Source organism: Phyllobacterium sp. GQ127, assembly GCF_059758635.1.
In genome coordinates, this window is record NZ_JCAXDZ010000002.1 from 332,872 (window position 1) to 352,168 (window position 19,297).

A 19,297-nucleotide genomic window follows, 5' to 3' on the forward strand; every position below is an offset into this window, starting at 1 on the left:
TCAGGCTTTCTCGTCGCGAGCAATACTCCAGAGATCATTGCGAACAATTGTTTCCAGCTCCTTGATCAGTTCCTTGCCAGGATTAGTAATTTTGTCCCTAGCCTCACGCTTATCCCTTCCATAAGCACCTTCCCACATCTCGTGCTCAGTGAGTGCACCCCAAACGATATCGTGTACTTCCGCGAACTTGGTGGCAATTTCCTTCGGAATAAAGATCCCGCTTTCGAGTAGAAATTCTCGCGAAGCGAAATAGAGATCGCGGCAATTTTGCATCCTGAACCATAAGATCGCTTTGTTGTAGTACGTGACCTTGTCACGGGCTAAACGGAGTTCATCTTTTTGCCAGTTCGTGAGAGGCGAGGTTTCCAAGAACTCCTCCAGTTGTACTTCATTCATACGGTCAACATTAGGAAACGATTGGAACGGGCTAACGAGAGACATCGTGGCGTAGTAGGCTTTAGTAAAAAGCTTCCATGCTTCTGGTAAGGTTTCAAATTCTCGTTGATGGAGCTTGGTGAGTCGATCCAACTGTGTGCTGATTTGAAAGCGCAGATCCTCTAGCTCTCTTTGTTGTGCATGTTTGTATGCCTCAAGGCGCTGTTCAAATTTCTCGTCAAGCCACTTCGCGCCGAGTTTTTTGAATATGATCCAGACGAACAACGCTATACCACCGAGGCCGCCGGCTAGTATGCCGAGGTCGCCAATGAGTTCTTTCAATGTCAGATAAAGCGCGATCAAAATATCCCCCTCGGTGCCATGCTTCACGCCACTTCATGGAAGAAAAGGAGCTCCCACATCAGTTTTAACTGTTACTGTTTTTACTCAACCGCACGATTTGAAGCGACCCATTTGTACACAGATTGCAAGGAAAAATTGCGTTTGTTTTGTTTACGGATCGCAAAATCTCTGGAATGGGTTTGTTGAAGGCATTATGAGGTGACTACTTTGCAACCCGTCCATTTCTTCTCACTTGTTACCGCACCTGTCGATGTATTGACTTCAAATGGAAAGGTCATTTCCAAAGCAACCTGTTTTCTTTTCAAGCGCGATTCTCTCTGGATATATCTGGTAACTAATTGGCACGTGGTCACGGATCGATCCCCCCTGACGCCAAGCCACAGTGTTACGGGAGCTGTGCCAACTGAATTGCAAATTAAGTTCCACAACAAGCATGACTCTGGCGGTATTAAACTGTCTGATATGAGACAGCTTTCAATAAAGATCAACGACGACTTGGGAGAAGCACCGGAATGGTTAGAGCATCCGGACTTTCGCGAAAAGGTTGATGTCGTTGTTATCAAATTCCCCAACAGTAAAGACTGGCAACAGAAGATACGATGCAATTATCTGAATGAGTACGACAAACTTGAGCCTCGGTTTTCCCCATCAGTAATGGATGACGCATTCATTGTGGGCTATCCATGGGGCCTTTCCGGTGCAAGCCCCGCATTGCCTTTATACAAGCGAGGAAGCGTTGCATCCGATCCTGGTGCGAATCATGGAGGTTTACCGAGGTACTTGATAGACTCCAGAACATCATCGGGAATGTCGGGTTCCCCGGTCATCTGTTCCAGTGCGGGCGGCATCTGGTCGCCAACTGGAGAACTGACGGATGACACCGTGTTCGGTTCGGTGGAGAACTTAGCGGGTGTCTACTCGGGCCGCTTGCTTGCGCAGAAAGATGACAAACCCCTGTCACAGAAAGATAACGAAATATCCGACATTGGTATCGTTTGGAAGCCAGAAGCTTTGATGCGCATTTTAACTCATGGCGTTCGTGGGCGAAAGCTCTCAGAGATGGGGAGGTTATCGGACTAATCGGGCTGGACCCCGCTTCAAAATGCTCTGCAAAAACATGGAAAGAAAAAGTGTCCAGAAAGCATGTAAGCGATTGATATAACTTAATATAGACACCCCGCGTCTGGGCACCACTTCTCATTTTACCCATTGTTGTTGATGATTATTCTCGCCCAAGTGGCCTTAAAACGCATGCCAACCGGAAAAGCTAAACACTTTTTTCCTTTTTTAGTGCGTTTGCGGCGGCTCGATCACGTGCCACTCAAAGTCCGTCAGATCATTGCGACTCCAGTGACCCACAATCGAACCAATGGCGTGCGAATTGTGGTGAAGCTCTCGTGGACAGATGATTGCAAATATTTTTAAGCGCAAGTTAAAAAATAGTATAGAATGGGTATAAAAGAATGGAGGGCCATTTCAACTTTGATAAAATTGTAACTAATGCTTGAGTAGTGTGTTGTTTGTTTTCGCATCCCGTTGGATGAGTTAGAGATTTGTTTGAATTTTTAATAGTATTATGAATAGTAATTAGCTTAGTATTAGATTTACTTGTAATTTTGAAATAAATAATGAATACTATTCTCCAACCCAAGCTGCCATTGTATTTCACATTGGTTTGAAAATTGGGATAAGGGAGGACATAATGACTAGAATTATAACCAATGTTACCAAGTTACTCTCATATTCTGTCATCATAACAGCACTTACTGTTCCAGCATTTGCAGGCGGTATCTCCGTCGGTGGCTCGCGCAATGGCGGCCTCGGTGCGAGCGTTGGTGCAGATCTCGGCGGCATCAAGGCTGGAGTGGACGCTTCAATTGGCGGATCCAGAGGAACGACGGTCGGCGCTGGAGCAAATGTCGGCGGCACGAGCGGTATTTCGACCGGAGTGGGAGCTTCTGTCAATAACGGGGTCAATGCAGGTGCAGGCTTAAACGTTGGCGGGGCAAGCGGCGTAAATGCGGGCGCGGGTGCTTCGATCGGCGGATCCGGAGGAACGGCGGTCGGCGCGGGAGCGAATGTTGGCGGCACCAGTGGTGTTACGGCCGGAGTGGGCGCTAGTGTCACTGGCGGGGTCCGTGCAGGGGCGGGCTTAAGCGTTGGTGGGGCAGGTGGCATAAATGCTGGCGTTGGCGTCGGCATTGGTAACACCATCACTAATCCTGGCAGTGGCATAAGTCCCGGCACCAGGACGACTGCTGGAGTGACTCCCAGGGGAACTTCTGTCAGTCCCGGTACGCACCTGAATGCCCGTGTGGTATCCGCCCGGTTCGCCAGCTTGAGTGCAACCGAGCGCACGAAGTTGAAGGTGCGTTGCCGCGATATTTCCGCTAATGCAATGAACTATGACGGCGGGCTTGTCGCTCTTTGCAAGATGCTGCGCGGTATCTGATCCACGTCAAATTAATGTTAGGTGGCCCCAAATGGGGGCCACTTTTCTTGTAACGATCTGAAGTCTACGCAGCGCCCATGATCGCGCCAGCAATGGCAAGAGCGGCTACGACAATCCAAGGCGGCATCTTCCATATTGTCAGAAACAGGAATCCGGCTGTCACCAGCAGGAAGTCCGATGGCTTGAAAACTGCGCTCGTCCAAACAGGATTATAGAATGCAGCTGCAAGAATCCCCACCACAGCGGCATTGGCGCCTCTCATGGCTGCTTGCGCTAAGGGGAGGCGTCTGAGGTCGTCCCAGAACGGCAAGGTTCCATAGGCAAGAAGCAATCCCGGCAGAGACAATGCAATCACTGCAATAAGCGCGCCGAGCAGCCCGTTGGGCGGTGAACTCACAATTGCGCCAAGATAGGCACCAAACGTAAAAAGCGGCCCGGGAACCGCCTGTGCTGCCCCATAACCTGCAAGGAACGCCTCGTGGCTCACCCAGCCGGGAGCCACGACCGCTGTTTCGAGCAGTGGCAAAACCACATGGCCGCCACCAAAGACGAGCGCGCCAGAACGGTAGAACGCGTCAAACAGCGAGATCGCTTGGCTGTGCAAGCTATCTGGCAATATCACAGGAAGAGCAAACAAAGCCGCAAACAGAATGAGGGCCAGGATGGCGCTGCGCCTGGTAACGGAAAAGCCGAGACGATGTGTGTCTTGAGTATCGGTATTGCGGCAAAAGAACAGACCGGCCAATGCGCCACCTGCAATCGCGCCTATCTGTCCGAGTGTGCTACTAAGGAAAACTGCGGCAGCTATTGCGGCCAGCGCAATGGCAATTCTGGTTTTATCAGGTGTCAGCGTACGAGCCATGCCCCAGATTGCCTGTGCTACAACGGCGACGGCGACAAGTTTCAATCCATGGATAATGCCCTGACCGATTGGCCCCGCAAAATTTGCTGCTCCATAAGCAAATGCGATCAACAAAATCGCGGAAGGGAGCGTAAAAGCCGTCCAGGCTGCGATTCCTCCCAATACCCCGCCACCCCGGAATATTCCGATAGCGAAGCCAACCTGGCTGGAAGCAGGGCCGGGCAGAAACTGACATAGGGCCACCACGTCGGCAAAGGCTCCATCGGTCAACCATTTGCGGCGATTTACAAATTCCTCTCGAAAATAGCCAAGATGGGCAATGGGCCCGCCAAAGGAGGTAAGGCCGAGTTTCAGGAACACAATGAATACTTCGACAATCCGGTTCATGGCGGAAGCGATGGGGGTGGGTTCGACCATGGTCACTCAGCAGTTCCTTATTGCGGATGGACGGGCGCTCTTTTCCAGAGCTCTAAGAAATCATTTCTCCAAAGAGTTCCTTTACTTTGAGACGGGCGATTTCCAATGCCTCGCGTCCCAAAGGGGTGGCACGGTAAAATTTGCGGGCCGTACGTCCGTCGCGCCGATTTTCTGAAACAAGATAGCCCTTCTTTTCCATGGCCTTGAGCATTGGATAAAGCGTGCCCGCACTCAGCCTATACCCATGATGGGCAAGCTCATCGATCATCCATTGGCCGTAAAGTTCCCCTTCGACTGCGTGATGCAAGACGTGCAGCCGGATGAGGCCGCTGAGTAAATCCTGATGTTCCATGTTTGCCCGGCTATAGTTATTCGGCTCACAATAGCGATTTTCGATATCGTCAATCTATAGGGAGAAGAAGCCGGTCGTCAATCGGGAATACTGGTTAACTCAGCCAAATTAGACAGAGGTCTGCGGGCTGATTTCTTGGCAAAAACGCCATGGCCCTGCCTGCCGAGAGCGGCGAACGAGATGACGGCCGTTAATCCAAGTACCGCAAAGGCTATCAAGCCGGCTCGAACACCAAAATGTTGCATGGTAAATGCGAATGCGAAAGGCGCCGCGGCAGTCGCAACCAAGCGAATTGCGGTGGCCTTTCCGACGCGTTGTCCGTAACCGTGGCTGCCGAAGAGAGCGAGTGGCAGCGTTCCCTGTACGATGCTGGCAAGCCCAGCTCCCAAACCAAAAATGATAGCAAATGCAAGGGACCCGGGAACCCATGAGCCGCTCAACAGCAGGATGAAAACGGACACAGGCACGAGCAGTGCTGAGATCAGCGCCAGACCCAATGGTGGGATATGATTGCCGCTGAACATGCTGAATAGTCGACCGGCAACTTGAGCGGGGCCAAACAATGTTCCGATCAGGACGCTTGTGCTTCCAATTCCCAATGAGGTCAACATCGGCAACATGTGGATAAGAATTGCTGCGTCAACGAAGCTTACAAGGGCGAGTCCCATGGACATCAGGATAAAGCCTGATCGTCTCCGGTCTTGAGCAAGGCTGCCCTCGACGGAGGGCGTTGCCGGTGCCTCACCAGACATATCTGCCCTCGATCTGGCGGGTAGGCAGGACAGCCAGACATGTATTGGAAGGCAGAGAGTTATATGGAGCGCGGCAAAGACGATATAGACCTCTCGCCACGACAAAGACGCGTGGAGTGCTGAGGTCAAGGGCCAGAATATTGTCGAAGCGAAGCCTGCGATAAGCGTGAGATAAGTGATCGCCCGTGGTGCGGTGACAGGGTTGATCTGTACCAATACAGCAAAGGCGGCATTGTAGAGAACGAAGGTGGAGGCAAGCTCTATCGTTATCAATCCAGCAGTAAAGGTCATGGGGCTTGGGGCAATCGCGCAGGCGATCAATGCCGTCACCGCGCCAATGGTGCCCCAGCTCATGACTTTGCCTGCTCCGTGGCGATCTATCCAGCCGCCCGCCACTGGAGCGGCCAATCCACCTGCAAGAAGCGAAATTGAGAAAACGCCAAAAACCCATTCCGGTGGCCAGCCAAAATCTTCCGCCATAGCTTGGGCAAGTACACTGAAACTATAATACAGCGTGCCATAGCCGATAATTTGCGTTAGGCCGAGAACGGCAACGACGAGGTAGTCCCGATGGGAGGAAGCGGACATTCTGGACCTCTTGGATCAAACGGGTACGCGGCTCAGTCGGTGCAGGTATCAGCGCAATTTTTCTCGACTGGGTCGCACCGTCCTTGACAGCAATCTTTCATCAGGAATTCAATTAACCCGGAGAGCGCGGGATAGACGGCGCTGTAAATGATGGAACGCGCCTCGCGCCGTGACTGGATCAGGCCAGAGCGCTCCAGATGGCTCAAGTGAAACGAGATCTTGGACGATGATGCTCCCATAGCGTCGCCTACCCCTCCGGCAGGCATTCCCTCCGGGCCAGCCTTGACCAGCAGGCGCACAATCCTCAACCGGGTTTCTTGTGAGAGCGACGCAAAAGCGTCAAGGGCTTGCAATTCATTCATAATTACCTCAATATCTCAAAAGATGTTGAAATGAGGTTATATGATCATGAACTCCGTTACCAGCCCTATACTCATAGATTTTCATGGCGATGCTTCACTTCATGCATTGTTGTCAGCGCTCGAACCCTATCACGAACGCCCTCTTGTTATTGAATATGCAGGGAGGACCATCCAGCCCGGATATCATGTTACAGAGGTGAAGGCAGGTTCGTTTGTAACGCTGGACTGCGGTGGCAATCCCGATAGCTGGCATGAATCGGTCCTGCAGGTAGAAGACTTGCCGTCGGGACAGGGTAGAGACTTTATGACTGTGGAAAAATTCAGCAGCATCCTCAGCCTGGTGGGAAAGAAGGTTGAGCTTCGTGCCGATGCTCGCCTGACGTTCGAAGTAGGGCTGCCAGATATGCCCATGCAAATATTCGACGCGAGCACGTTGATCCTTGAGGCTGAACGGCTTGTGTTGAACCTGGTTGCTCGTCCAACGATCTGCAAGCCGAGACATCGTGCGGCGCAAGCCGCTGCCACCAGCTGTTGTGGCTCGAGCAGTGCATCGTCCACATGCTGCAACTAGAGCAAGTTTGCTCTCGTTGATCAGCAAAACAAATTGACTGCAAGCAATTATATCCGTATATCTCGATATATGGAAAAAGAAAGCACAATCGATGCCTTCGCCGCCTTGGCCCAGACCACGCGGATGGATGCGTTCAAGCTTATCGTTATGCATGAGCCTGACGGCATTCCTGCGGGTGAAATTTCACGGATACTCAATGTACCGCAAAACACCATGTCCACCCATCTTGGCATTCTTTCCCGGGCCGGCTTGATTTCCTCCGAACGGCAAAGTCGATCCATCATCTATCGTGCGGACTTCGAAAGCCTGCGCGGAGCGATCAATTATCTTCTGAAAGATTGCTGTGCCGGACATCCGAACATTTGTGCGCCACTGCTTGCGGATATCGTTCCCTGTTGCCCGCCCAAGGAGACCTTCAATGGCTGACCGTATCTCCAATGTCTCGATCCAGTGCAGCGGAAACTCCGCCCGCTTCGTCATTGCCGAATCGATTCTGTCGTCCGATGAGGAATTGGCAAAAGCGCTGCAGGAAGCCTCGCTGCCGATTGACGATCTGTTGCAGTCCGGAGGCGCATTCTTTCGCTTCACGGATGATAAGGGTGAGCCTGCCGGATTTGGTGGGATCGAATTGCATGGCAAGAATGCTCTGCTGCGTTCGATCGTAGTCCCGCAAGGCATGCAGAAGTCGGGTTGCGGCACTGCCATTACTCGCTCGCTGTTGCGCTACGCCGAGATGGCGGGTGCAGAATCTGGATATTTGCTGACAATGGGAGCCGCGCCATTTTTCAACAAGCTCGGTTTCAAGACCATCACCAGAAGCGAAGCGCCCCCCGAGATTCTGGCGACGCCGCAAGCCTCTGGTCTTTGCCCTTCAATCGCTACCTTGATGGTGCGCTCGGTCTCTCTTTAAGGAAAAGCAGAATGTCTATCTTCGAGCGCTACCTCACCGTGTGGGTTGCCCTGTGCATTGTCGTCGGCATTGCGCTTGGTCATTTCATTCCAGTCGTTTTCCAGGCCATAGGTTCGGCGGAATATGCCAAGGTCAATATTCCGATGGCAGTACTGATCTGGTTGATGATCATCCCCATGCTGCTGCGCATTGATTTTGCTTCGCTTGGCCATGTAGGACAGTTCTGGCGTGGTATCGGCGTCACGCTATTTATCAACTGGGCGGTCAAGCCGTTTTCCATGGCATTGCTCGGTTGGCTATTCATCGGCTGGCTGTTTCGGCCATATTTGCCTGAAATGCAGATCGACTCGTATATTGCCGGTCTGATCATTCTGGCAGCGGCTCCATGCACAGCAATGGTATTCGTCTGGTCTAACCTTACAAAAGGCGAGCCGCATTTCACCCTGTCGCAGGTTGCCTTGAACGACGCGATCATGATCGTGGCTTTTGCTCCCATTGTCGGCCTCCTGCTCGGCCTTTCGGCAATTACCGTGCCTTGGGATACGCTTGTCCTGTCAGTGGTGCTTTATATTGTTATTCCGGTGATTATTGCGCAGTTTGCCCGCCGCCAGTTGCTGGGACACGGCAATGCTGCGTTCGAACGCGTTCTTGGTATCTTGCAACCAATTTCGCTGGTCTCGCTTTTAGCAACCCTCATCATGCTCTTCGGTTTTCAAGGTGAGCAGATCATAGCCCAGCCGCTGATTATTGCCTTGCTGGCAGTGCCCATCCTCATTCAGGTCTATTTCAATTCGGGACTTGCCTATCTGCTCAATCGCATAAGCGGGGAACAGCATTGCGTGGCAGGGCCATCCGCGCTGATCGGCGCCAGCAATTTCTTCGAACTCGCCGTTGCAGCCGCCATTAGTTTGTTTGGCTTTAATTCCGGTGCGGCCCTTGCCACAGTTGTGGGCGTGTTGATCGAAGTGCCCGTCATGCTGTCTGTCGTGTGGATCGTAAATCGCAGCAAGGGCTGGTACGAAAGCGGTGCCGCCGTTCAAAATCTCAAGAAAATTGAAAGGACAGTCGGATGACCGTCACCATCTACCACAATCCATCCTGCGGCACGTCGCGCAATACGCTGGCACTCATTCGCAATGCGGGCATTGAACCTGTCGTGATTGAATATTTGAAGACAGCGCCGAGCCGCAAAGAACTCAAAGACATGATCAAGCGAGCCGGTTTGACGGTGCGTGAGGCTATTCGCGAGAAGGGAACGCCTTACGCCGAGCTTGGTCTTGACGATCCATCCCTGACGGATGAGCAATTATTAGATGCAATGGAAGCACATCCGATCCTGATCAACCGCCCTTTCGTTGTAACGGATCTCGGCGTGCGTTTGGCGCGGCCATCTGAACGGGTGCTGGATATTTTACCTGCGCAACAAGGCCCCTTCACCAAGGAAGACGGTGAAGTCGTTATAGATGCGGAAGGAAATCGCCTTGTCTGATCTGCCGAACACAAATCCGGAGGCTCTGCGTCTGCCAGAGTCCGCAAAGCTCAGTGCTCCGATGTCGACGCATCGTCCACGCATTCTTCTGCTGTATGGCTCATTGCGCAAAGTCGCCTATAGTCGTCTCCTGACGCAGGAAGCAGCCCGGTTGCTTGAGCATTTTGGTGCCGAAACGCGGATCTATGATCCTTCCGGTCTGCCACTGCCGGACGACGCACCGGTCGATCATCCAAAAGTTCAGGAATTGCGGGAATTATCACTCTGGTCCGAAGGCCAGGTCTGGACCAGTCCAGAACGCCACGGCGCAATGACAGGCGTCATGAAATCGCAGATTGATTGGATACCGCTCGCAATGGGAGCAATCCGTCCGACGCAGGGCCGCACGCTTGCCCTCATGCAGGTCTCGGGCGGCTCCCAGTCTTTCAACGCGGTCAATCAGATGCGGGTGCTTGGACGCTGGATGCGAATGATCACTATCCCCAATCAGTCCTCTGTGGCGAAGGCCTATCAGGAGTTTGATGAAAACGGTCGCATGAAACCCTCCGCCTACTATGATCGGGTGGTGGATGTGATGGAGGAGCTGGTCAAATTCACACTGCTGACTCGCGATGTTTCCGGTTATTTGACAGATCGCTATAGCGAGCGAAAGGAGAGCATCGCGATGCTGGAAAAGCGTGTGAAACTGAACGAAGCGGTTTAACAACACTTTGGGGGCTTCCATGAGATGGCGCGTGTAGCGGCCGTCCTGTTCAAACTTATGCAGACTGAGGATGGGCAGAACCCTGCAAATAGCCTATGTACCATTCGGTCTCTTGCATCGGGTTTGAAAATTGAAAGCTTATAAATCACTCATTCGCCGGGTCGGTTATTATGCGCTTCGCCCGCACCCGCCTCACTATCCTTCGCCCTTTCGCAATCCTGTTTTGATTGTGGGGTCTGCGCCTGTTTCAAATCTGCCGGATGGTCATCAATCCAATTACCACCTTCTTACGATCAACGGGTCGCAATCGGTGTCGACCGGTTGGGGGCTGGCCGATCCCGATGTGACTTTCCTTCAATACAGGCAGGTCTATGGCACCAATGACAATGCCGTGGCGGTACGCAAGGCATTGAAAGACCAGTCGACAGGGCATCTTTATGTGATGCGCTGGACCCAGAGCAGGAAAGAGCTTGAAGACGGGCTGGCTGCGTTCAATTACAGCTATCGCCACCTGCATATCGTGAACAGGCTGCAACGCATGGCATTGTTCAAGCGCATTATGGGCTATCTGAACACTGAAGACGATCTTGAAACAAGATTCTCAAATGGTGTGACTGCCGTGCTTTACGCGCTGGCCAGTGGGGCTCGCGCCGTTATCATCACCGGCATCAATCCTGCGTCCCAAGGGCACATTTACAACAATCTCAATCTGGGTCGTCAGCATAGCCAGACTGATCATGATGTGCTGGTTGCACTTCTTCGGGCTGGCCATCCTGTTTACACCGCTGATCCGGACGTTGCGCAATCAACGGGATTGCCGCTCTGGAAAGCGGATAACTGGACTCTGGGTTCTTAGCGCAGCAGGCACTTTGCGACGAAGTGTAACCAGGTATCATCGCGGCGGATTGTCAGCCTTGGCAGGTTCATCAGATCGTCATTGCCGGTCGAGCGGCGCCGTTCTGTGCCTGCTGCCACTATATAGCCTGCCTGCCTTACGAGCTCGCGCACCTTGTCATTGTGGTCGCCATAGGGATAGGCAAAAGTGTCGACGCTCTCGCCGATGATCTCCTGCAACTTTTCCCTACAAAAGGAAAGCTGTTCGAAAGCCTGCGTCTCGGAAATCTGACTGAGATGCACATGATCCATTGTATGCGCACCAACTTCGTGACCGGAAGAAAGCCATTGTTTTATCTGGCTGATATCCATGCAGGTTGCTGGTAAAACACCGAGCGGACGATCCCATTCATTCGAGCCGCCAATCTGGTTGCTGACGAAAAAATTGGTCGCGGTGAAACCGAATTCCTGCAGGATCGGCATGGCATTTTGATAAACATTGGTAAAGCCATCATCGAAGGTGATAGCGGCCACTTTTCCGGTTTTCTGACCGGAAATGTAAGGCAAGCTTTCGCGCAGCGAGAGCCCTTGATAACCCAATCGCTTGAGCCAGCCCATCTGCCGCCGAAAGGATTCCGGGCTTACAATCATGCTTCTAAAGGGCGTCTTGCGAAACGGTGGCGTGGCGATCTGATGATATAGGAGAATTGGTACAGGCACGGTCAGCTCTCCTTGCCGCGAGAATAGGCGTTGACCCGCATTCGGTAAATCGGCCGTAATATTTCGCGCCTTAATTTTTCCAGCAAAGGTTTCTTCTGTTGAATTGTGCTGCCGCCAAGTTGCGAAGAAACTTCCCTGACGCCGCCAGGAACGACTGCGAGCGGCGACAGTCCTGTTATCCAGTTCATCTGCAACATCGTATCAACCGGACGGTCAAAGGTTTCGGTGACAGCCAGTAATCGTTTGGCTGCTTCGTAACCGATGAGTTGGGTTACCATTCCCAGCCCGACTGGTTTGGCGCGCAGAATGCGGGCGTTGTCAGCGGCAAAAACCTCCGGCCCCTGTTCGCGATGAGGCCGGAATGGAAAGCGGATAAAATCCGTCGGGCCTGCAAATCGGGCGGCTGCGGAATATGCCGCGGCAAATTCGGGCGTCAGGGCAACATCATCCTCAAGCACCAGCCCTGCTGTGAGATTTTGGTCGACGATCGCTTGCCATGCTTTCCGGTGCGACAGGAAACAGGCGACTTCCCTGATATTGAGATCAAAGGGATAGCGCGGAGCATGCAGTCCGGCTTTGTAGACCCGGCGGACATCTTCATCGGTCAGTTTTCTGGCATCGACAGCGTCGACGACATCGGTCGAAACAGGGAGCGTTTGGCTAAGCAAATCTACCTGTTGCTGTCTGTCTGTAGACCGTGCCAGATGTATGATGAATGCTTTGATCACTGTAGAATGCTCACCCCGGGCTCCGATCATCGGATATTGTCCCACGAGCTTCTTAGTACCGGTTTGATGTGCGCCGTGCAATGCGATGCATCGGATGTCGTGCCACCAAACACTCAACAAAAAGCGCCGGAGCAAAGCCCACGGCGCCTTTTTAAAGCTTTACGGGTTTGATTAGTTGCACGCCATCCAGGCAATCTGGCGGATGTCGGCGCGGGAAATTCCAAGATCAGCAAGATTGCGATCGCTGCACAGGCGCAGCTCATGGAGATTCTGGCGATATTGACGATATTTCTGAATGCGATTGCGAAGGCTCATGGCTCTTACCCCTTTTATTGTTGCCCTCCCTGTTGCGTAGATTGCTTCAAATAATATCGATTTAAAACTATGAATGTTGCAACGCACCCTTGCACTCGGTGCATGGCAAGTTACCGGACTTTAACCCGCAAGGTCTTCGCGCTATAGAAAGCGTGACGCAACATTTCCAGCGGGATATTTTCTTGCCAAATCCAAATCCGTCGGCCTCCCAAAGGCTTGAACATATTCTTGCGCGCTTGATGGAGCGTGAGGCAGACGAGCGGGTTTTTACCCGCCTCTATGCCGGTTCAGCGCGCCAGGAGGCGCAGGCCTCGGACAGTCGCTTCCGCAAGAACGAAACGCTTGGGCCGCTCGATGGGCGAATAGTCTCCATCAAGGATCTGTTCGACGTTGCCGGGGAGGTCACCTTGGCTGGCTCGGTGATACGGAAAACGGCTGCGGCAGCGACCAATGATGCGCTCATCGTGCAGCGATTGCGCGCAGCGGGTGCGGTCATCATCGGCAAAACACTCATGACCGAGTTTGCATTCACCGCAGTAGGCTTGAATCCGCACTATCCGACAGCAGGCAATGCCATGGATTCTTCGCGCGTGGCTGGCGGCTCATCTATCGGAGCTGGAATTTCGATAGCGGAAGGCACGAGCGAAATTTCAATCGGCTCGGACACGGGCGGTTCGATACGGATTCCAGCGGCTTTGAATGGCGTGACCGGTTTTAAACCAACCGCCAGGCGCGTTCCTCGGCAAGGCGCGTTTCCCCTTTCGCCCAGTCTGGATTCCATTGGGCCTTTGGCGCGAAACGTAGCAGACTGCGCATTTACCGACTCGGTCTTGGCGGGGGAGCGTCCGCAGCCCCTCGATCAGTTCTCATTGTCCGGCCTGCATATTGGCGTGCCGCGCGGTATATTATTCAGCAATATCGAATCGGAAATTGAAAAGGCATTCGATTTAAGTCTTCAAGCCTGCGAAAAAGCCGGTGCGACGATTGTCGACTGTTCGATAGATGACCTGATTGAGGCCATGGCGCGAGCAACCTTGGTCGGATCGATTGCAGGTATCGAAGCCAGCAGGATTCACGCGGGATGGTTGCGAGATGAAAGCCTGGACGTAGACCAGCGTGTGCAGCGTCCGCTCTTGCGTAGGTTGGAGACGTCCGAATCCGATTACATCGACCTCATGTTGAAACGTCAGTCTTTGATGCATGAAATGGATCAGCGATTGAGAGTCTATAATTTTTTGGCCTTGCCGACTGTGCCAATTATGGCTCCTTCGATTGAGGCGGTCAGCGATGAAAATTTCTACCGGGAAACAGAATCGCTGCTGCTGCGCAATACGCAGGTGGCCAACCAGTTTGATCTGACCGCGATCAGCCTGCCGATGCCGGATATGGCACTGCCAGCGGGGCTAATGCTCATGGCGCAGCACGGTACCGACCGCAGGTTGCTTGCTATGGCAATGGCCGTAGAGCGCATTTTGACCTGACGTTTTGTTGAGGGGGTGAAATATTGCTCGCAATTTTCAGCAATCCCGTCAGGATGCGCATCCAATATTCAGAAGGAAGGTTTTCATGATCCGTCACTGTGTTTTTATCCGTTTTCGTGATGGGGTTCCCACGTCGGATAGACAGGCTTGTTATGATGATCTCGCCATACTCTGCGCGAAACTGCCGGGCGCCCTGACCTTCCGGTCCGGTGTCAATGTCAGCCCGGAGGTGGGCATGGATAAAGGATTTACCGAAGGCTTTCTGATTGATTTCGCTGACGCCGCAGCGCGGGATGCCTATCTCATCCATCCGGAACATCAAGCCATTGGCGGGCGCATCGTCTCTTCAGCCATTGGCGGTCCGGACGGCGTCTTTGTGTTCGATCTGGAAGTTTGACACCCATGCGAGACAAGGAGTTTTTCACCAAACTGTTCCGCGCTGCTGTGGACGCCGCCAATCCTGAGCGCGTGATTGCATCTCACCTGCCACCAAGGCCAAAAGGCCGGACGATTGTAATCGGCGCAGGCAAAGGTTCGGCGCAAATGGCGAGCGCGTTTGAAAAAGCATGGACGGCCAAATATCCTGATTCATCCATCGAAGGACTGGTCGTGACCCGTTATGGTTTTGGCGTGGCCTGCGAGCACATAGAAATTATCGAAGCGTCCCATCCAGTGCCCGATGCGGCGGGTCTCGTCGCCTCGAAACGTCTTCTGGAAACCGTGTCCGATTTGACGGCGGATGATCTTGTCATCGCCCTTGTGTCGGGTGGGGGCTCTGCATTGCTGCCATCGCCGCCGGACGGCATGACCATTGAGGACGAGATTGCAGTGAACAAGGTTCTTCTGGCTTCAGGAGCACCAATTTCGGCAATGAATGCGGTTCGCAAGCACTTATCCGCCATCAAGGGCGGACGTCTTGCTGCAGCGGCATTTCCGGCCCGGGTATATTCGCTTGTCGTGTCGGATATTCCCGGAGACAATCCTGCATTTGTCGCTTCCGGGCCTACGGTTCCGGACGAAACAACGCGGGAAGAGGCGCTGGCAATTGTGGACCGCTACAGTCTCGACTTGCCGGCCGCAGCTCTTGCGCATCTTCAATCACATGCTGCGGATGCTCCAAAACCAGGCGATGCTGTTTTCAAAGGTCACGAACACCATGTCATAGCATCGGCTGGTGTTTCCCTCGAAGCTGCTGCCAAAGTTGCGCGGGAAAATGGCATCGAGGCCGTCATTCTCTCTGACGCAATAGAAGGCGAGGCGCGGGAGGTTGCTCATGTGCATGCGGCTCTTGCAAAACACGTGCTTGCAAAAGGACAGCCTTTTACGAAACCCGTTGTGATCCTCTCCGGCGGCGAAACCACAGTCACAGTGCGCGGAAAAGGCAAAGGGGGTCGCAATACCGAATTCCTGTTGTCGCTCGCCATGGATATTGATGGCGCCAATGGCATCAGTGCTTTTGCCGCCGATACGGACGGCATTGATGGTTCCGAAGACAATGCAGGTGCATTTGCCGATAGCACAACGGTGGCGCGTTTGCTGGCAAAGGGACAGGACGCATCGGCCTATCTCAATGGCAATAATGCGTGGACGGCATTCGATGCCATTGGGGATCTTTTTGTACCCGGACCCACTGGAACAAATGTAAACGATTTGCGGGCAATTCTTGTTCGTTGACGCGCTATCGCCATTATTCGATGGTCAACCGTGGTCCGCGTTTACGGGTTTGACATTTGCATAAGAGTTTGCGACCGGATGGGACGCAAATGTCAAATTCGCAGCGCTTGAGGCCTGCGCCACTCAATGGCGTTTTATGCAAAAGGAAAGTTGAATGCGAGTTGCACCTACCTTGATTATTCTTTCGGCAATCGTCGTTGCTGGTTGCACAACCGGTTCGACTGGTGGCGTTCCCGCCAATTCGCCGGTCAAGGACGTCTCGTTTGTCCCGCCGCCGAAGTCTCTTACCGAACGTGCAAAGCCTGAAAAGAAATTGACCCTCGAAGAGAGCGTCGCAAGGCGCAAACTGGAGACGGGCAAGCAATAAGCCCTGATACGTTTTATGGCCTGATTACAATGCCGTTTCATTTCGCAAGAACTGAAACGGCATTTTTATTTGAATGAGAGCCGGGCGAGCATCCGAGAATGAAATTTCGATTGTGGCCGCTATTCCGCAATGACCTGACTGGCACAGTCCACTGTAGAAGCAAGGTTTTACAATTCCATGGGAAGCTAGCAGTTGGATGGCCGTTCTGCGCCCGCTGAGCCTGAGGCCTAGAAACAACAAAACCCACCGCGGGAGGAGGTGCGGTGGGTTTCGTTGGTTATGGAGGGTCTTCTGGGAGGAGAAGAGACCGTCCGTTTCGACAGGGTCGGGAGGAGGTGACGCTGTCGAAAATTCCTGATCTGAAAATAACTCAATCACCGTGATTTAATACAGACAATATTGCATAGCAGCATTGCAGTTGGTGCAATGCAACATTTTCGCTTGGTTTTAAGCGAGACATCACAGCCAGTTGAAGAGGCTCCGGGAACGCAAACGGCGCTGCATCGTTTATAATGGGTTAACGAGGTTGAAAACGGCAAAACTGCCGCGCTTTGGAATATGGCTGGAAAGGGCGAATCATGCACCTTTTAAGATCATCAATGATATTGCTTACGACAGGGTTTCTGGCATTTGCCCCTGTTACGACAAGTCATGCTTTTAGCATCAAAGGGTCTCTGGAAACCGAAGGTGAAGGCGGCGATATTAGTAATAAGAAGTTCCAAAGGGCGGCTGTATTGGAAGCCAAGGCCTATATTTGCGGTACTGGTACTGAAGCTAGTGAGGCTGCTATGCGGGCCGGCATGGCGGAGACCGGTTTGCCGGAAGATATCGCTGTTGAAGTCGTTTCCGACCTCGCCTCTGGTATTATTGATAATGCCACCAAGACCGGATCAAAAAAGATGTGTGAAACTCCTGAAGTGCAAATGTCTAGCTTTTAGTTGAGAAAGTACGTTGCTGAATGATCTCATAGGGTTGCATGCAACATGATAAAATTTGAAATTAATTTTACTGTAAATTACTAACGAAACCTGTGGTCCGTGCAAGATTTAGTCTTTTCAAAATGTCAAATGTGGTATTAGGGTCCCGCAACTTTGGGTTGTGGGAGCGGCAGGCATGAATAAGAGGACCGAGACATTGGAAGTTCTGAAAACAGAGCTTTCCCGGTTATGCGCTCTTGCAGATGATGAGGGTTTTGAAATGATTGCCTATTTCATTGAAACCGCCATTCGCGAATCCGATGAACAGCTTTCACAGGAAAGACGCCCCGTTGTTGGCATGGAGTTGCGCTTGGCTTCCTCCCGCAGCGGCACAGTCGGATAAGAACAGGATTTAACAAGATCCCGATTTAATCGACGTTCAATTTTTGTGAATCATGAAATCGCGTGGCCTCATTGTGTAGCGTTTGACGCGGCCTATATTCAGCTCATGATCCCATTATCAGTCCTCGACCTTTCACCGATTGCAGCAGGCAGCACTGCCGCGCAGTCTCTTCGTAACTCACTGGATCTCGCGCAGAATGCCGAGCGCCTTGGCTATCATCGTCTTTGGCTTGCCGAGCATCACAGTATGCGCGGCATTGCCAGTGCGGCGACAGCCGTTGTGATCGCGCATGTTGCAGCGGGGACCTCCAAAATTCGCCTTGGTGCGGGCGGTATCATGCTGCCCAACCACTCGCCTTTGATGGTCGCCGAAGCTTTTGGCACGCTTGCCTCTCTTCACCCTGGCCGCATTGACCTTGGCGTTGGCCGCGCTCCGGGTACGGATCAGATCACGGCTCAGGCGCTTCGCCGTAATCTCAATCAGGATATTAATGGGTTCCCGCAAGATGTCGTCGAATTGCTGAGTTATTTTGGCGAGCCTCAACCCGGCCAGCATGTCATAGCCGTTCCGGGTGCGGGACTTGATGTTCCCGTGTGGATTTTGGGCTCCAGCCTTTTCGGCGCTCAGCTCGCTGCCGCATTGGGGCTTCCTTATGCTTTTGCATCCCATTTCGCGCCAGCGGAAATGGAGCGCGCAATCGAAATTTATCGCGCGCGTTTTGAGCCATCTCGCTATCTCGACAAACCCTATGTGATGCTTGGTCTCAACGTATTTGCCGCTGAGAGCGATGAAGAAGCCCAACTTTTGCAAACATCCCAGCAACAGGCCTTTGTAAATTTGCGTACCGGAAATCCCGGACCGCTTCCAGCGCCTGTTCAGGGCTATGAAGAAACGCTTGATCTGCATGCAAAGGCGATTCTGCGCCAAGCTCTATCCTGTTCTGTCGTCGGTGCCGCGCCTGCCATCAAGACCGGTGTCGAAGAGTTTATCCATCGTACCGGCGCCGATGAGATCATGGTTACGGGCCATATTTTCGAGCATAAGGCGCGGGTGCGGTCATATGAAATTCTGGCCAAAACAATGATTGGACATGATAGGACGCCCGCGCCGGTTGGTCTGTTGGCATAAATGGCGGACACATTTTTGCCGCAATATTGCCTTGAAAAAACCCGGCCATCGACTGGTTGAGATCGAATTTCGCAGGTGAAGTGGCGGGCATCATCAATAGATGATCGTTCGCCAATCATCTGAAAGGAAAAACGATGCGAAAGATGATAGTGCTCGCGCTCTGCGCGGCATTCCCCTTGGCCACTTCGGCCGCTTATGCCCAGACAGCTACGCAGACCGCTCCAAACGCTGCTGCTCCATCACCTGAAGCGCCAGCTCAAACAGGGGCACCGCAGATCACGACCATCAATATTGTCGATATCAATGAATTGCCGGATGCCACCAAAACGCAGGTCAACGATGCCGTTGCTCAGCGCAGCGATGAAGACGTAAAGAAACTGCGTTCTTCCATCGATAAATCGCCGGAAGTAACATCCGCGTTGAAGGAAAAAGGCCTCACATCCGAAGCAGTTGTGATAGCCAGCCTCGATTCAAAAGGGCTGCTGACGCTCGTCACCAAAAAGCCGAGCTAATCCAAATTTCTTTGCCTCCAGC

The 19,297-nt window shown here is 52.7% G+C and carries 25 protein-coding genes; 17 read left to right on the forward strand and 8 right to left on the reverse strand.

Annotated features, from left to right (window positions below):
* The gene (locus AC6CHM_RS09975; RefSeq protein ID WP_498172987.1) at positions 1 to 765 is read right to left on the reverse strand and encodes a hypothetical protein; all 765 of its coding nucleotides are present in this window, start codon (positions 763 to 765) and stop codon (positions 1 to 3) included.
* Positions 766 to 936: 171 nt separating this feature from the next.
* Between AC6CHM_RS09975 and AC6CHM_RS09980 the strand changes: the two genes are divergently transcribed.
* Positions 937 to 1,818, forward strand: a complete 882-nt coding sequence (locus AC6CHM_RS09980; protein WP_498172989.1) for a trypsin-like peptidase domain-containing protein — start codon at positions 937 to 939, stop codon at positions 1,816 to 1,818.
* Between the two features lie 622 nt (positions 1,819 to 2,440).
* The gene (locus AC6CHM_RS09985) at positions 2,441 to 3,190 is read left to right on the forward strand and encodes a hypothetical protein (RefSeq protein WP_498172992.1); all 750 of its coding nucleotides are present in this window, start codon (positions 2,441 to 2,443) and stop codon (positions 3,188 to 3,190) included.
* Between the two features lie 64 nt (positions 3,191 to 3,254).
* Here AC6CHM_RS09985 and chrA read toward each other — a convergent pair whose 3' ends face one another.
* The 4 genes from chrA to AC6CHM_RS10005 all read right to left on the reverse strand — a co-directional run bounded on the left by chrA (position 3,255) and on the right by AC6CHM_RS10005 (position 6,523).
* On the reverse strand, positions 3,255 to 4,469 hold the full coding sequence (gene chrA, locus AC6CHM_RS09990; protein ID WP_498173298.1) for a chromate efflux transporter: 1,215 nt from the start codon (positions 4,467 to 4,469) through the stop codon (positions 3,255 to 3,257).
* 52 nt (positions 4,470 to 4,521) lie between these two features.
* A complete protein-coding gene (locus AC6CHM_RS09995; protein WP_307282771.1) occupies positions 4,522 to 4,821 on the reverse strand; it encodes a PadR family transcriptional regulator in 300 nt (99 codons plus the stop codon).
* Between the two features lie 77 nt (positions 4,822 to 4,898).
* Positions 4,899 to 6,161 (reverse strand): arsenite efflux MFS transporter ArsK, encoded by a 1,263-nt coding sequence (gene arsK, locus AC6CHM_RS10000; RefSeq protein ID WP_498172994.1) that lies wholly within the window; start codon positions 6,159 to 6,161, stop codon positions 4,899 to 4,901.
* A 32-nt stretch (positions 6,162 to 6,193) separates the two neighbouring features.
* On the reverse strand, positions 6,194 to 6,523 hold the full coding sequence (locus AC6CHM_RS10005; protein ID WP_115051285.1) for a metalloregulator ArsR/SmtB family transcription factor: 330 nt from the start codon (positions 6,521 to 6,523) through the stop codon (positions 6,194 to 6,196).
* A 46-nt stretch (positions 6,524 to 6,569) separates the two neighbouring features.
* Between AC6CHM_RS10005 and AC6CHM_RS10010 the strand changes: the two genes are divergently transcribed.
* The 7 genes from AC6CHM_RS10010 to AC6CHM_RS10040 all read left to right on the forward strand — a co-directional run bounded on the left by AC6CHM_RS10010 (position 6,570) and on the right by AC6CHM_RS10040 (position 11,052).
* A complete protein-coding gene (locus AC6CHM_RS10010) occupies positions 6,570 to 7,094 on the forward strand; it encodes a DUF6428 family protein (protein ID WP_498172996.1) in 525 nt (174 codons plus the stop codon).
* A gap of 69 nt (positions 7,095 to 7,163) precedes the next feature.
* Complete coding sequence (locus AC6CHM_RS10015) at positions 7,164 to 7,520, forward strand: ArsR/SmtB family transcription factor (RefSeq protein WP_498173300.1); 357 nt, start codon at positions 7,164 to 7,166, stop codon at positions 7,518 to 7,520.
* Entirely contained in the window at positions 7,513 to 8,004 is a 492-nt protein-coding gene (arsN2, locus tag AC6CHM_RS10020) for an arsenic resistance N-acetyltransferase ArsN2 (RefSeq protein WP_307282785.1), read from the forward strand. The genes AC6CHM_RS10015 and arsN2 overlap by 8 nt, the downstream gene beginning before the upstream one ends.
* Positions 8,005 to 8,015: 11 nt before the next feature.
* The gene (gene arsB / locus AC6CHM_RS10025) at positions 8,016 to 9,077 is read left to right on the forward strand and encodes an ACR3 family arsenite efflux transporter (RefSeq protein ID WP_498172998.1); all 1,062 of its coding nucleotides are present in this window, start codon (positions 8,016 to 8,018) and stop codon (positions 9,075 to 9,077) included.
* Entirely contained in the window at positions 9,074 to 9,493 is a 420-nt protein-coding gene (gene arsC / locus AC6CHM_RS10030; protein ID WP_354342526.1) for an arsenate reductase (glutaredoxin), read from the forward strand. Before arsB ends, arsC begins: the two co-directional genes overlap by 4 nt.
* A complete protein-coding gene (gene arsH, locus AC6CHM_RS10035) occupies positions 9,468 to 10,196 on the forward strand; it encodes an arsenical resistance protein ArsH (protein WP_115051280.1) in 729 nt (242 codons plus the stop codon). Before arsC ends, arsH begins: the two co-directional genes overlap by 26 nt.
* A gap of 130 nt (positions 10,197 to 10,326) precedes the next feature.
* Positions 10,327 to 11,052 (forward strand): membrane-anchored protein, encoded by a 726-nt coding sequence (locus tag AC6CHM_RS10040; RefSeq protein ID WP_498173001.1) that lies wholly within the window; start codon positions 10,327 to 10,329, stop codon positions 11,050 to 11,052.
* On the opposite strand, the gene AC6CHM_RS10045 is transcribed toward AC6CHM_RS10040, so the two are convergent.
* The 3 genes from AC6CHM_RS10045 to AC6CHM_RS10055 all read right to left on the reverse strand — a co-directional run bounded on the left by AC6CHM_RS10045 (position 11,049) and on the right by AC6CHM_RS10055 (position 12,793).
* Complete coding sequence (locus AC6CHM_RS10045; RefSeq protein WP_498173003.1) at positions 11,049 to 11,750, reverse strand: polysaccharide deacetylase family protein; 702 nt, start codon at positions 11,748 to 11,750, stop codon at positions 11,049 to 11,051. The genes AC6CHM_RS10040 and AC6CHM_RS10045 overlap by 4 nt on opposite strands.
* Before the next feature lie 2 nt (positions 11,751 to 11,752).
* The gene (locus tag AC6CHM_RS10050) at positions 11,753 to 12,508 is read right to left on the reverse strand and encodes a glycosyltransferase family 25 protein (RefSeq protein WP_440807492.1); all 756 of its coding nucleotides are present in this window, start codon (positions 12,506 to 12,508) and stop codon (positions 11,753 to 11,755) included.
* 141 nt (positions 12,509 to 12,649) lie between these two features.
* Positions 12,650 to 12,793 (reverse strand): DUF1127 domain-containing protein, encoded by a 144-nt coding sequence (locus AC6CHM_RS10055; protein WP_115051276.1) that lies wholly within the window; start codon positions 12,791 to 12,793, stop codon positions 12,650 to 12,652.
* 182 nt (positions 12,794 to 12,975) lie between these two features.
* On the opposite strand from AC6CHM_RS10055, the gene AC6CHM_RS10060 reads away from it, so the two are divergent.
* From AC6CHM_RS10060 to AC6CHM_RS10095, 8 genes are all read left to right on the forward strand, one after another.
* The gene (locus AC6CHM_RS10060) at positions 12,976 to 14,274 is read left to right on the forward strand and encodes an amidase (RefSeq protein WP_115051275.1); all 1,299 of its coding nucleotides are present in this window, start codon (positions 12,976 to 12,978) and stop codon (positions 14,272 to 14,274) included.
* Between the two features lie 85 nt (positions 14,275 to 14,359).
* Complete coding sequence (locus AC6CHM_RS10065) at positions 14,360 to 14,671, forward strand: Dabb family protein (RefSeq protein WP_115051274.1); 312 nt, start codon at positions 14,360 to 14,362, stop codon at positions 14,669 to 14,671.
* A 5-nt stretch (positions 14,672 to 14,676) separates the two neighbouring features.
* A complete protein-coding gene (locus AC6CHM_RS10070) occupies positions 14,677 to 15,948 on the forward strand; it encodes a glycerate kinase type-2 family protein (RefSeq protein WP_435530073.1) in 1,272 nt (423 codons plus the stop codon).
* A gap of 154 nt (positions 15,949 to 16,102) precedes the next feature.
* Positions 16,103 to 16,315: a hypothetical protein gene (locus tag AC6CHM_RS10075; RefSeq protein ID WP_336440592.1), complete on the forward strand. Its 213-nt coding sequence runs from the start codon at positions 16,103 to 16,105 to the stop codon at positions 16,313 to 16,315.
* Positions 16,316 to 16,914: 599 nt separating this feature from the next.
* On the forward strand, positions 16,915 to 17,253 hold the full coding sequence (locus AC6CHM_RS10080) for a hypothetical protein (protein WP_498173005.1): 339 nt from the start codon (positions 16,915 to 16,917) through the stop codon (positions 17,251 to 17,253).
* A gap of 175 nt (positions 17,254 to 17,428) precedes the next feature.
* On the forward strand, positions 17,429 to 17,635 hold the full coding sequence (locus AC6CHM_RS10085; protein ID WP_354342512.1) for a hypothetical protein: 207 nt from the start codon (positions 17,429 to 17,431) through the stop codon (positions 17,633 to 17,635).
* A 105-nt stretch (positions 17,636 to 17,740) separates the two neighbouring features.
* Complete coding sequence (locus AC6CHM_RS10090) at positions 17,741 to 18,763, forward strand: MsnO8 family LLM class oxidoreductase (RefSeq protein ID WP_115051596.1); 1,023 nt, start codon at positions 17,741 to 17,743, stop codon at positions 18,761 to 18,763.
* A gap of 134 nt (positions 18,764 to 18,897) precedes the next feature.
* Positions 18,898 to 19,275, forward strand: a complete 378-nt coding sequence (locus AC6CHM_RS10095) for a hypothetical protein (protein WP_115051269.1) — start codon at positions 18,898 to 18,900, stop codon at positions 19,273 to 19,275.
* Positions 19,276 to 19,297: the final 22 nt, after the last annotated feature.

Bases quoted from the DNA above. Each gene is read 5' to 3' on its own strand.
- chrA (WP_498173298.1), bottom strand. From the start codon at position 4,469: ATGGTCGAACCCACCCCCATCGCTTCCGCCATGAACCGGATTGTCGAA.
- AC6CHM_RS10015 (WP_498173300.1), top strand. From the start codon at position 7,164: ATGGAAAAAGAAAGCACAATCGATGCCTTCGCCGCCTTGGCCCAGACC.
- AC6CHM_RS10055 (WP_115051276.1), bottom strand. From the start codon at position 12,793: ATGAGCCTTCGCAATCGCATTCAGAAATATCGTCAATATCGCCAGAAT.
- AC6CHM_RS10095 (WP_115051269.1), top strand. From the start codon at position 18,898: ATGCGAAAGATGATAGTGCTCGCGCTCTGCGCGGCATTCCCCTTGGCC.
- AC6CHM_RS10080 (WP_498173005.1), top strand. From the start codon at position 16,915: ATGATATTGCTTACGACAGGGTTTCTGGCATTTGCCCCTGTTACGACA.
- AC6CHM_RS10085 (WP_354342512.1), top strand. From the start codon at position 17,429: ATGAATAAGAGGACCGAGACATTGGAAGTTCTGAAAACAGAGCTTTCC.
- arsK (WP_498172994.1), bottom strand. From the start codon at position 6,161: ATGTCCGCTTCCTCCCATCGGGACTACCTCGTCGTTGCCGTTCTCGGC.
- AC6CHM_RS10070 (WP_435530073.1), top strand. From the start codon at position 14,677: ATGCGAGACAAGGAGTTTTTCACCAAACTGTTCCGCGCTGCTGTGGAC.
- AC6CHM_RS09985 (WP_498172992.1), top strand. From the start codon at position 2,441: ATGACTAGAATTATAACCAATGTTACCAAGTTACTCTCATATTCTGTC.
- AC6CHM_RS10075 (WP_336440592.1), top strand. From the start codon at position 16,103: ATGCGAGTTGCACCTACCTTGATTATTCTTTCGGCAATCGTCGTTGCT.
- arsC (WP_354342526.1), top strand. From the start codon at position 9,074: ATGACCGTCACCATCTACCACAATCCATCCTGCGGCACGTCGCGCAAT.
- AC6CHM_RS10090 (WP_115051596.1), top strand. From the start codon at position 17,741: ATGATCCCATTATCAGTCCTCGACCTTTCACCGATTGCAGCAGGCAGC.
- AC6CHM_RS10005 (WP_115051285.1), bottom strand. From the start codon at position 6,523: ATGAATGAATTGCAAGCCCTTGACGCTTTTGCGTCGCTCTCACAAGAA.
- AC6CHM_RS10050 (WP_440807492.1), bottom strand. From the start codon at position 12,508: ATGATCGGAGCCCGGGGTGAGCATTCTACAGTGATCAAAGCATTCATC.
- AC6CHM_RS09995 (WP_307282771.1), bottom strand. From the start codon at position 4,821: ATGGAACATCAGGATTTACTCAGCGGCCTCATCCGGCTGCACGTCTTG.
- arsB (WP_498172998.1), top strand. From the start codon at position 8,016: ATGTCTATCTTCGAGCGCTACCTCACCGTGTGGGTTGCCCTGTGCATT.
- arsH (WP_115051280.1), top strand. From the start codon at position 9,468: ATGCGGAAGGAAATCGCCTTGTCTGATCTGCCGAACACAAATCCGGAG.
- arsN2 (WP_307282785.1), top strand. From the start codon at position 7,513: ATGGCTGACCGTATCTCCAATGTCTCGATCCAGTGCAGCGGAAACTCC.
- AC6CHM_RS10010 (WP_498172996.1), top strand. From the start codon at position 6,570: ATGAACTCCGTTACCAGCCCTATACTCATAGATTTTCATGGCGATGCT.
- AC6CHM_RS10065 (WP_115051274.1), top strand. From the start codon at position 14,360: ATGATCCGTCACTGTGTTTTTATCCGTTTTCGTGATGGGGTTCCCACG.